This window comes from Verrucomicrobiota bacterium (assembly GCA_037139415.1).
Classification (GTDB): domain Bacteria; phylum Verrucomicrobiota; class Verrucomicrobiia; order Limisphaerales; family Fontisphaeraceae; genus JBAXGN01.
Genome location: JBAXGN010000225.1, coordinates 1 through 11,674, shown reverse-complemented (window position 1 = coordinate 11,674; position 11,674 = coordinate 1). Strand labels below are relative to the sequence as shown.

The following is an 11,674-nucleotide window of genomic DNA, read 5'->3' as shown; positions in this document are numbered from 1 at the left end:
GGACTGAGGAAACATGGACCGCAAGGTTGCGTGCGCCTCAGTCCTACTCGACCCGCGCTTCGCCCATGGTGCGCACCCAGCGGTGATTGCCTTTGGCAGTGATGATGTCCAGTTCCACCTCAAAGGGCTCACCGTGCTCGATGGCGCGCTGGACGGCCCGTTCAATGATCGGTCGGGCGGCGGCGGTGTAGAACGCGATGCCTTGGCTCACGGTGGGCTGGTAGGAGAGCGGCAGTTCGTGGATGTGATAGATTTCTTCCGTCCATACCTGTTTCCGGGTGGCCACGTCAAACTCCCACCCGCCGACTTTGGCCATGCGGCCCGCTTCCTGGAGCAGCGCCTGGCTGTTTTGCAGCCGGTGGCGCAATTGTGCATTCTGTGACTGCTGCCGCTCGAGTTCGTGGCGTGTCGCGCGCAGTTCCTCATTCTGCGCCTCCAGATCAACCTGCCGCATCTGCAGTTCGTGCAAGGCCTTCAGCGTGGCCGCAGACGAGCGAGGTTCCTGCCCGCCCGCAGCGTGAGCGCCCGCCTTGACCTTCGCGGGCGGGCGTCGGAGACGTGGTTTGCGACCGTGCGGCGGAGGGGTCATTCTTTCTTTTTGGCCTTATTGGCGGCGGGCCTGGGCTTGGGTGGCGCAACGAGTTTGGCATCGGCCGGCAAGGGTTCCTCCGCCAGCGTCACCACCCCGCCCTCGGGCAGTTCTTTAAGGCGGACCTCCTTGATTTCCACCGTCATGGCCGGCCCGCGATGAATCTGAATGGCCAGCAGACCCGCAAGTGCGCGCTTGGCCACTTCATGGTCGGTCATTTCCATCACCACCTGCCCGTCAATCTTGTGCGTCAGCTTGTTTCCCACGGCAATCACAGTGTATTCGTGCCACTGTTCGACCTCCACCTTCAGCGGTTCCTTCTGGCTGAGGAGGTATTTCTGGCCCTTGTCATCCACCACGCCTTTCTGGCCGTTGAAGAAGATGATCCCGCGCCCGCGCTCATGGTACTGCTGGCCGTTGTAAGCAGGATTGGGGTGAATGTCGCACTGGTAACCGCCAATCGCCCACGGGCCGACATTCTTTAATTCGTCACTGCGATATTGGATGCCCGAATTATTGCCGGCCTGGCGGATGGTGGCCCGCACTTCAAAATTCTTCAACACCCCGCCGCGCCAGATCAGGAATTGGTTGTAGGGAATCTGTTCCGGTCCGGTGATCTTGCCAAGGATGATCCCTTCCTTGACCGACCACAGTTCGGGATTGCCGTCCCAGCCGGTCAAATCCTTGCCATTGAACAAGGCGCGCCAACCCGGTTCGTCGGCGGATTGGAGGGAAACGTTGGCGAACGCGGCGATGGCCACGAGAACCGACGGAACGATTTTACATAGTTTCATGCGGACAATAATAAATCCTGATGGCGAGCGACTCAAGCAGTAAAAAGCGGTTAAAATGCAGCGTCGGCCTTGCAAGTCGGCACTTTATATAACATTGTTACGCACATGACGGAACCGCTGGCACTGCTGGTATATGAACGCCTCCTGCCGGGCAGCCAATTACTGAACCGGCTGGAGGACTTGCATTATCGTGTCCAGACGCTGTCCGAACCGGCCCAAATGACCGAACTCGCCGCCCGGGAAAAGCCGATGCTGGCGCTGATGGATATGGTCGCCAAAAACCAGGACGCGGGAGCCGCCATCACGCGGCTGCGCAACACGCCTGAAACCCGCCACATTCCGGTCATCGCCATTGTGCCGGCGGGCGATAGCGCCTTGGAAAAAGAGGCCCGAGTAGCCGGGGCCACCCTGGTGGCCAATGACCAGGCCATCCTGATCCACTTGGCGCCTTTGCTGGATCAGGCGCTGCAAGTGGATTGAAATCCAACCATCAATTTTGAAACCAAACCGTAAGCCAACCCGATCCCCACAATTATGAGTCTCCCTGAAGTGAAGTTAAATCGCGGTCTCCATGTCATTCATGCCTTTTATCGGATTCAACGCGAGCGTTGGCCTGGCCTCGATTCCGCCGGATCGCAAGCGGCCCTGGCCAAACTGCAAGCCCTGGCTGGCCAATATTCCGCAGCCGCGCACCCGCGGTTGACGTGTTATGCGAACGTCGGCCATCAAGCCGACCTTGGATTCATGATCCAAGCGGCCACGCTGAACCTGGCCGCGCAAATGCTTCGCGCGGTGGAGGCGTGCTTCCCCGGTGGCGTCCTGGCCCCGGTGTACCAATACCTCAGTGTCACGGAATTGACCGAGTACATGCCCACGGAAGCCGATGCGCTCAAACGACTGGAGCACGTGGAGAAACTGGCCCCCGGCTCCGAGGCGTTCGAGAAAAAGCTGGCTGAGGAGAAAGCGCGTTTGGCCGAGTACTCCCACTACCGGTTGTATCCCGAACTGCCGGATTGGGAAGTCATGTGTTTTTACCCGATGAGCAAGAAGCGCAGCGGCGCGGATAATTGGTATCTGCTGGATTTTGAGACGCGCAAACGCCTCATGGGCAGCCATGGCCGCACCGGGCGCAAATACGCCGGCCGCATCGTGCAGATGATCACCGGCTCCACCGGGTTGTCCGATTGGGAATGGGGCGTCACCCTCGTGGCGCACCAGGTGGATGACCTCAAGGACATCGTCTATGAGATGCGGTTTGACGAGGTGAGCGCGCGTTATGGCGAATTTGGCCCGTTCTACATCAACCTGCGCTTAACCCCGGACGCACTCTGGCAACAGTTGCATCTGTAAACGCCGGGGCTTTTCCCGCGCGCCTCAGTGGCCCTGGAGGGCCTTGAGTTCCGTCAGGCGTTCCGCGACCTTTTGCCAGTCCGGATTGCCGGGCTGTGCCACGCGCAAAAAGGCCTCAAAATTACGCCGGGCTTCCATCAGGTTTTTCGAGCGATAGTGGGATTCACCCAAGCCGTAATAGACCAGCGGTGAGGCCCCGACTTTGCGTTTGAGGGCTTCGAAATCCTCCCGCGCCTCTTCCAATCGGTCCAGTTCCAGATAGGCCAGCCCGCGATTGTTAAGGACGACCGGATTGTTGGGCGCGAGGAAATTGGCGCGCTCCAGATAAACCAAGGCCTTGGCCGCATTGGAGTTCATGAGCATGATGCCCGCCGTGTTGGCCAGCAGCGCCACATTCGTACTGACCTTGGAAACCTGGCTTTCCAGCAACGCCTCCGCCTCCGCAGTCTGGCCCAGTTTCAGCAGGAACTGCATCTGGATGTTCAACGGGCGCTTGTCATCCGTATGCGTCCGGGAAAAATTTTCCAGCAAGGCATTGGCTTTCGCGTACTCCTTCTTGGTGTAATACGCCCAACTCTCGACTTCCACCAATGGGAACGGATCCCGTTGGAGATTGGTTTGAAACCAGGGATCTGTGCGGACTAGGCGCAGTTCCTTCAAGCCCTCGTCGGGCTGCCCGGCGGCATTATATGCGGCGGCCAAAGCGAGTCGGAAGCCATATTCGTGCGGCATAAAGAACACCGCCCGGCGGAGTTCATCCAACGCCTGGCGATGCCATTGGCGTGATTGAAACTGGATGCCCAGGGAAGCGCAGACCAAAGGTTCATCCACCGGGCCCAACACGGCCAGCCCGGCTTCCCAGCGCGCCACGTACGGTGCCAGCCGGCGCACCCAGTTGGTGTTGCCGCGTTGCGGGGGGTGGCCGGTGGTTTGCCAAGCTTGGTTGAAGTCATGATTGATGGCCGCCGCAAGGTTGTTGGAATTAATAACCAGCGCGGCGGCGAAATTCGCGCCGGCATTGGTTAATTCTCCCTGCCGCTGCACGAGCACGCCCGCATAATTGCGAGCCTGCGAGTACAATTGGCTCAGCACCAAAGCCTCCCGTTGCCCACGTTTGCGCGCGGGCGATAAAACCAGCTTCATCGCCGCCGCCTCTGTGCCAAAGGCATTCCAGAAGGTTTGATTCACTTCCATTTGGGCACGCGATAACAGTTTGCGTTCCGCCAAGTTGGCCGCGCGGGGCTGTAAGCGATAGAGCAGGCGATCCGGCACCGAATGGAAGGCTTCACCCAAGTTGCCATAAATGGGATGCAGACTGTAAATCGGCACCGTCTTACTCAGGGTGATCAGTTGTTGCGCCACGATTTTGGCGTCCAATTGGGCGACCAGGGCGTTGGTGCCCGGCAACGGCCAGAACACGGCGTGACGCCGCTCCATCAGACGATAGTAAAGCGGCTGCATCAGGTGGGGGGTATAGACCAAGCAGTGCTGCGCGGCCTGTCCGCCCAGCGCCACCCGCACCGCCGCCAACAGCGCGTAATCATCGCTCAGCACCAGCGCCCCCTTTTCCGGCAGACAACCCGCCGCCACCCCGCCGTAGCGCGCCAACAACGTGGTTTGATTTTCCAACAAACGCGGCAGATTATAAGTCAACAAGACGGGGCCGGCCAAACAAATGATCCAGACCAATATTTTACCGGCCCTCCCCAACAGCGGGACCAGCGCGGAATCTTCCACTTCGGCATCCGCTTTGGCCGGTTGGCGGCCGAAGATCAGGAGCATGTAGCCTGCGCAATAACCAGCCACGAGCGCGTTCAAGTAATACAACGGCAGATACACCGGTCCGCGGCTGAGCACGCGCGGGCTGAACCGATGGTCCAACGCATAATAAACCGCCATCCCCAAGCACAGCGCGTGCGCCAGATGAAACAGCGTTTTGATTAACACCCGCTGTTGCCACTGGCGTTTCTTAAAATCGATTTCCCAACGGATGGCAATGAAAAACAACGGGACCACCACGGCCGCCCCCAGCAGCAGCGCCAACGGACGGTGCGCCTCCAACACTTCCGCCTTTTGCGTGCTGAGCACAATGCGCAATTCCCGCCAGAAGCCGTAGTCGGTCAGGCCGTTCGCCAAATGATACACGGGTAAAATCAGGTAACACAAAGCGCCCACCGCGCCAGCCGACAACATGGCCAGCGCCAGCGGCAGGTCCACGTAATACCGGCGATGATCCGACGGTTCGGGCGGTTGCGCTGGCTCGCTTGGCTGCCCCATGGCCTTATCCGGAACGATGTTGGAGGATTTTTTTGCCCGCCGTTCTCCGCGCAGATGTCGCCAGATGCGCGGCCAGTTGACCAAATCCGGCGCGGTGATCCAAAGCGTCGCCACGAAAAATACCGGCCAGAAAGCGATCATGGCGGAATTGTTCGCCATCGCCATGCCGTACAGCAGCGAGAATCCCACCAGCCAGCCGAAGCTGCGGGAACCACGATATTCGAGCAGGCACCAAACACAGGCGGCAAACAACAAAACGTTTAAGGCCTCACCCGTCGGATGGGTGGCCTGCTCCCAGAAACTGAGCTGCCACCCGAGGAGCAATGCGGCCAGCACGCCTGACAACCAGAACATTCCCGCCGGCAAGCGCGTCCCGCTTTCCGCCGGCAGACGCAGACGTTGCGCCGGCGTGCGGTCATGCGGCAGCAAACTCAAGGAGCGCAACAACAGCACCAGGGTCAGTGCCGCACAACCCGCTGACAAACAGCCGGCCCCGCCGATCTGCCAGGCGTCAGGCAACCAGCGCACGGGCAGGTAGAGGAGAAAAAACAGCGGGGACTGATACGTGGCGCTGGACTCCCATCCAAGTACCCGTGCCATCAACCAGGCGTTTTGCAAGGTGATGTCGCGCGGCAGGGTCAGCGCGTACAACAGCAGGAAGGCCGCGCCAATCAGCCAAGGCAGCCAGCGCAGGATAACTGGGGGATGCGTGCCAGGTTGGGTATCAGGTTTCATGGGACAGCCTTATCAATCGAAATTTTACGTTGCACCGGGTCGGGATTCTGCCGGTAAAAGACCGCCACATGGCCGACCATCCATACCAAGTGGCTGCCCGTTTGCTCGGCCATTTGTTTGGCCAGGGTTCTTTTTTCGTCCTTGAAAGCGTCAAAGCGCACTTTGATTAATTCATGGCGTGCCAGCGCCTGGTCCAAGTTGGCCAGGAAGCCCTCGGTAATGCCCGCCTGGCCCACTTTGACCATGGGGTCCAGCTTCTGGGCCTGCGACTTGAGCTTCCGCACGACGTTTTGTGGCAAAGGTTCGTTCATGATTGTTTGCGTACCTACGCGAAATCCACCCTATCCCGAATCTCGCTGTTTTGCCAAACAAATTCGGGTTAAAACGATGGGGATGGTACAGCCAAATAAAAAGCAGAAGTGGCGCGGACGAAAATGTAGCCAAACGCCCGCGCCACTGGAGGGACGTCGGTGAAAGGAGACCAACACCGACGCTACCCAATATTAACCTCCAATTTAGAAATGCGCAAGGAAGAATATTTCCACCTTTTTCATTGGACGCGCCCTGGGTTTTTCCGTATGCTGCCAGATAGCGGCAGGCTGGTTGTCTGCCCTTACGATACGTTTCTATGAAATCGAAGAAAGCAACTGAGAAAAAAGCCGCCGCTCCAAAGGCTGCCGCCCGACAGGTCGCTAAATTGCCCCTTTCAACCACTGCTGCTCCCAAGTCTGCAGTCGCGAAAAAGAAACCCATCCCAGCCGCGTCCGTCAAACCGTCGGCACCCCCAACGAAACTCCCGCGAATTACCCCTGCCGCTTCCAAGCCCGCCCCCCGCAAGGCGGCGGTTCGCAAGCCGGTGGCCAAGGCGAAAACCCAGATTGAGGTTCCGGCCATCCTGCTCGAAGGGGATAACCCGCCGCCACCCTTGGTGCAAGGCCCGGGCCAGCGCTATGCTTTGGGGCTGGGTACCCCGGTCGAGCATCTGCCAGCGGGGGAACTTGGTGAGTTGCCCGAGGCGTATGGCACCAAGAAACTTTTTCTGGCGGCCCGGGACCCGCAGTGGGTCTATGCGCATTGGGATCTGACCCGGGCGCAACAGGTGGAATACAACCAACTTGCCGCCGAGGGACACTTGGCCTTGCGCGTGTTTATAAATGCTTTTGGCGGACGCCCCAGCGTGGAGGTGCCGGTCCACCCGGAATCCCGCAACTGGTTCATTCATGTGGGGCGGGGCGGCACGAAATGCCTGGCCGAACTGGGCTATTACAACGCGAAGCAAAAATGGGTGTCCATCTCCAAGTCCGGCGCGACCCTCACGCCCCCCGACTCCCTGTCTGAGGATACCAGCGTCAGGTTCGCCACCCTGCCGGTGGAAGTGTCGTTCCAGGATTTGCTGGCGGCGGTCAAAGCCGCCGCGCAGGAACACCTGCCGTTGGCCGAAGCGTTGCGGGAAATTGCCCGCGCCTGCTACGAATCGGCGGGGGCGGAGCAGCAGGCGGGGGCGTTTTCCCCAAGCCACGCCAAGGAAATTTTTGAAGTGCTGGAAGCGGGTTCCTGGACGCCCGAGCAGGAGCAGGCCTTGGCGCAAATCATCAGCATGGACGAAGTGCGGCGCGTATGGATTGGATCGCTGGAAATCACCGAACTGGTGCGCCGCCATTTGCAACGCGACGTTTCCTCGGCGGGCGCCGCCCAATTTGGCCAGGCTCAACCGGTGCAACCGGGCGCAGGGTTGGGTGTGTTGGGCAGCCTCACCAGCCCGTTTGGCGGCGGCGGTGCCAAAGCCAAGGGGTTCTGGTTTAACGTCAATGCCGAATTGGTTGTTTACGGCGCCACGGAACCAGATGCCGAAGTTACCATCGGCGGACGGGTCATCAAGTTGCGCCCCGATGGCACCTTTAGCTACCGGTTTGCGCTTCCCGATGGTCAGTATGAGCTGCCCATCGTGGCGGTCTCCGCAGATAAAACCGATGGGCGGGCCGCCGAATTACAATTCCGCCGGCAAACCGAGTATCGTGGCGAGGTGGGCGTTCATCCGCAGGATGCCGCTTTGAAAGCTCCGCAGCCGGAAAATGTATCCTGAGGCTCGTGGCACCGCTTTTCCCCGCTCTCCCGCCGGACGGGAAGGGCGGCGATTTTGCTTTCGTGCCGCCCTGAATTACCATTGACTATGCCCATGCAAGGCTATCACGCCATCGTTTTACACGCGCATTTGCCGTTTGTCCGCCATCCGGAACATGAAAAATTCCTGGAGGAGAACTGGTTGTATGAGGCGCTTACTGAATCCTATCTGCCGCTGCTGATGCTGCTGCGCGGCTGGCGCAAGGATGGGATGCGCGCGCCGCTGACGCTGACCCTGACGCCCACGTTGTGCGCGATGCTGCGGGATCCTTTGCTCCGGTTGCGTTACGAACGGCATCTGGCCGGCCTGATTGAACTGGCGGAAAAAGAAATTCACCGCACCCACTGGGACCGCCCCTTTCGGGAACTGGCCTGGATGTATCACCACCGTCTGTGCGGCATCCGGGATGAATGGACCGGCTGCGGTGGGGATCTGGTGGCGGCCTTTGGTGAATTGCAGAGTCAGGGTTTGCTGGAAATCATCACCTGCGCCGCCACGCACGCGCTGCTGCCGTTGCTGGCCGAGCACCGGCCCGCAGTGCGGGCGCAAATCCTTACGGCGTGCGATGATTATCAGCGCCACTTCGGGCGCGCGCCGCGCGGCATCTGGCTGCCGGAATGCGCGTATGCCGAAGGCGTGGAAGACGTGTTGCAGGAAGCCAATATCCGCTGGTTCATCACGGATACCCACGGCATTTTACATGCCACCCCGCGTCCGCGTTACGGCGTCTTTGCGCCTTTGTTCACCCCCAACGGTATTGCCGCCTTTGGGCGCGACCTTGAGTCCGCCCGCCAAGTCTGGAGCCGTAACGAAGGGTATCCCGGCGATTTTCGATACCGGGATTTTTACCGCGACATCGGGTACGATCTGGATTACGACTACGTGCGTCCGTACCTGCCCAGCCCGGATATGCGCGGTTTCACCGGCTTGAAGTACTACCGCATCACCGGCAACACGGCGAATAAGGCCGTGTATGATCGCGGTCAGGCGCTGCGCGCGGCGGATGAACATGCGGCCCATTTTCTCCAGGCGCGCCTTGAACAAATCCGCAACCTGGCGAACGTCATGGACCGTCCGCCGCTGCTGCTTTCACCCTACGACGCCGAACTCTTCGGCCACTGGTGGTACGAGGGGCCGGAGTTCCTGGACCTGTATGTGCGCAAGGCCTACTATGACCAGCAGGCGTTCACCTTCATCACGCCCGAGGAATACTTGAAAAAACAACCCACCAACCAGGTGGCGCGCCCCGCCGCCTCAAGTTGGGGCGAGGAGGGCTATTACAAGCTCTGGCTCAACGAGACCAATGAATGGATTTTCCCCCACCTGCAAATCGCGCAAGCGCGGATGACCGAGCTGGCCCAACGTTTTCCCAACGCCAGCGGCCTGTTTGAGCGCGCTCTCAAACAGGCGGCGCGCGAATTGCTGTTGGCGCAAGCCAGCGATTGGCCGTTCATCCTGCGCACCGGCACCAGCCCCGAATACGCCCGCCGGCGCGTCCGGGACCACTTGCTCCGGTTCCTGACGCTGTACCAGCAGCTCACCAGCGCCAGCGTGGACGAAAAATGGCTGGCCCGCATTGAATCCCTGGACAACCTGTTCCCGAACGTGGATTTCCATTATTGGGCATGAGGCCGTAAATTCCAACCCTTCACCGCATGACGATGAACCAAGCCGCTAGCGGGGGGCCGCTGCCCGCCGCCGCGCCACCTAAATTCAGGTGGCTGCCCGGCGTCTTGTTTGCGGTGGGGCTGGGGCTTGCCGGCCTCCTGTATTGCATTGCGAGCCGGTGGGAACGGCTGCAAATCGAGGATGAATTTGGTCGGTACGCGGAGGTTCAATTCGACCTGCTCTGCCAGCAAATCAACCAGGCGCAGGGATCGTTGCAGGCCCTGCAAATGTTATTTCTCTATTCCGACTTGGTGGAGCGCCGCGAGTTTCAGGGTGCCGCCGCTGGCCTCTTGGCGCAGCATCCTGAAGTCCAGGCCTTGGAATGGGTGCCGCGCGTGCCCGCCAGCCAGCGTGCGGACTTCGAGAGCCGGGCACGCAAAGACGGTTTGGCGAACTTCCATTTCACCGAGCCGGTTGGTGATGGGCGCGCCATTCCGGCTGGTGATCGCCCGGAGTATTATCCGATCTATTACGTCGAGCCGGTTCCCGGCAATGAAATCCTGCTCGGCTGGGATACCCTGGCAGGACCGAACCGGGAGTGGATGGAGCGCGCGCGCGACATGGGTGAATTGGTGGTCACGCCCAAAATAAAAATCGTCCAGCAACCGGGCGGCAAACAGGCCTGTATCCTGATTATGCCGGTGTATTCCGGAACCATGACCAATGCCAGCCAGTCCACGCGGCGCGCGCAATTGGCCGGCTTTCTGCGCGAGGTGATCCGCTTGGAGGATTTTTTTGACAGCGCCTTAAAAGATTACCGCAAAATGGATTTGGATCTGACCACTCTGGATATTACCCCCGGGACGGCGCCGGTGGTGCTTTACTATCGGCCAGCCGATTCTCAACGCAAGGGGTCGCTCTTGGCCGATGCCGGACACCGCTCCGGCGTCATCGAGGTGCGGAAAAACATCCCGGTGGGAGGCCGGCTCTGGCAGATGCTGTTCCAGCCGACGCCCGCCTGGCTGGCGGCGCAGCGTTCATGGCTGCCGGAAGCGTTGTTGTTGATCGGGGTGGTTTGCGCGATTTTATGGGGTGCCTATCATCGCACGTTATGGCGGCATACCATGGAAGTGGAAAATCTCGTGGTGGAACGCAGCACCAGCTATTATCTGGCCAATACGCTGTTAAACCAGGAAGTTGCCGAGCGCCAACGCACCGAGGCAAGGCTGCGCAAGACTCAGGCCAGCCTGCTGCAAGCCCAGCGCATCAGCCATATCGGCAGTTGGGAGTTGGATCTCGAAACCAACGAGCTGACCTGGTCGGAAGAAACCTTCCGCATCTTTGGACGCGAACCGGGCCAATATGCGCCCTGTCGGCAGAATTTTCGCGAGGCGGTGCATCCGGACGATCGGGAGCGGGTGCAGATGGGGGTGGCGGCTTCCTTGAAGCAAGACGTGGCCTACCAAATGGAACACCGCATTCTCCGCCCCGACGGTTCGGAACGGGTGGTGCTGGAAAAAGCGGAAGTGATTCGCGACGGGCAAAATCAGCACCGGACGTTTCTTGGCACCGTGGAGGACATCACCGAACGACGGCAGGCTGAGGCCGAAAAACTGCAGATGGAACGGAAACTCCAGGAAACTCAAAAGCTGGAGAGCCTGGGAGTGGTAGCGGGCGGCATCGCCCATGATTTCAATAATATCCTCACGGGCGTGCTGGGCAACGCCAACCTGGCCCGCATGAGCATGGAATCGCATGCGGAAGCCCACGGCTATCTGCAGAGCATTGAGGAGGCGTCCCTGCGCGCGGCGGATTTGTGCAAACAAATGCTGGCCTATGCCGGCAAAGGCCGGTTCGTGATCACCCGTCTGGATCTCAGCGCGCTGGTGGAGGACACCACCCATTTGCTGCGCTTGGCCATCAATAAAACCGTGGCACTCAAGTTCAACCTGGCGAAAAGCCTGCCGCCGGTGGAAGGCGATGCCAGCCAGGTGCGCCAGGTCATCATGAATCTGGTCATCAACGCCTCCGAAGCCATCGGGACCCGGGACGGCGTTGTCACCATCACCACCGGCCTGCTGCAAGCGGATCGCGACTACCTGAACCGGACGCAATTTGTCACGGAGCTAGCGGAAGGCAGCTATGTGCTTATCCGCAAATAAAAGTTGCCTTTTTCGCCGTGCTCTGTCAATTTCTGTT

9 protein-coding genes are annotated in these 11,674 nt (G+C 59.9%); 5 read left to right on the top strand and 4 right to left on the bottom strand.

What is annotated here, in order from left to right; all coding sequences use genetic code 11:
* Nucleotides 1-43: 43 nt before the first annotated feature.
* Together WCO56_26150 and WCO56_26145 are read right to left on the bottom strand one after the other, a co-directional pair.
* Nucleotides 44-454: a PAS domain-containing protein gene (locus tag WCO56_26150; GenBank protein ID MEI7733081.1), complete on the bottom strand. Its 411-nt coding sequence runs from the start codon at nt 452-454 to the stop codon at nt 44-46.
* Between the two features lie 131 nt (nt 455-585).
* A complete protein-coding gene (locus WCO56_26145; protein MEI7733080.1) occupies nt 586-1,383 on the bottom strand; it encodes a DUF1080 domain-containing protein in 798 nt (265 codons plus the stop codon).
* Nucleotides 1,384-1,488: 105 nt separating this feature from the next.
* Between WCO56_26145 and WCO56_26140 the strand changes: the two genes are divergently transcribed.
* Together WCO56_26140 and hemQ are read left to right on the top strand one after the other, a co-directional pair.
* The gene (locus WCO56_26140; protein MEI7733079.1) at nt 1,489-1,863 is read left to right on the top strand and encodes a hypothetical protein; all 375 of its coding nucleotides are present in this window, start codon (nt 1,489-1,491) and stop codon (nt 1,861-1,863) included.
* 54 nt (nt 1,864-1,917) lie between these two features.
* Complete coding sequence (hemQ, locus tag WCO56_26135; protein MEI7733078.1) at nt 1,918-2,733, top strand: hydrogen peroxide-dependent heme synthase; 816 nt, start codon at nt 1,918-1,920, stop codon at nt 2,731-2,733.
* 24 nt (nt 2,734-2,757) lie between these two features.
* Here the strand turns inward: hemQ and WCO56_26130 are convergent, their stop codons facing one another.
* Together WCO56_26130 and WCO56_26125 are read right to left on the bottom strand one after the other, a co-directional pair.
* The gene (locus WCO56_26130) at nt 2,758-5,745 is read right to left on the bottom strand and encodes a DUF2723 domain-containing protein (GenBank protein MEI7733077.1); all 2,988 of its coding nucleotides are present in this window, start codon (nt 5,743-5,745) and stop codon (nt 2,758-2,760) included.
* On the bottom strand, nt 5,742-6,056 hold the full coding sequence (locus WCO56_26125) for a YhbY family RNA-binding protein (GenBank protein MEI7733076.1): 315 nt from the start codon (nt 6,054-6,056) through the stop codon (nt 5,742-5,744). Before WCO56_26125 ends, WCO56_26130 begins: the two co-directional genes overlap by 4 nt.
* Before the next feature lie 317 nt (nt 6,057-6,373).
* On the opposite strand from WCO56_26125, the gene WCO56_26120 reads away from it, so the two are divergent.
* The 3 genes from WCO56_26120 (at nt 6,374) to WCO56_26110 (ending at nt 11,637) form a co-directional block, all read left to right on the top strand.
* A complete protein-coding gene (locus WCO56_26120) occupies nt 6,374-7,828 on the top strand; it encodes a DUF4912 domain-containing protein (GenBank protein ID MEI7733075.1) in 1,455 nt (484 codons plus the stop codon).
* Between the two features lie 87 nt (nt 7,829-7,915).
* Nucleotides 7,916-9,496 carry a 1,4-alpha-glucan branching protein domain-containing protein gene (locus tag WCO56_26115; protein ID MEI7733074.1) on the top strand — a complete coding sequence of 527 codons (1,581 nt, stop codon included), beginning with the start codon at nt 7,916-7,918 and terminating at the stop codon, nt 9,494-9,496.
* A gap of 26 nt (nt 9,497-9,522) precedes the next feature.
* Nucleotides 9,523-11,637, top strand: coding sequence for a CHASE domain-containing protein (locus WCO56_26110; GenBank protein ID MEI7733073.1), 2,115 nt, complete (start codon nt 9,523-9,525; stop codon nt 11,635-11,637).
* Nucleotides 11,638-11,674: the final 37 nt, after the last annotated feature.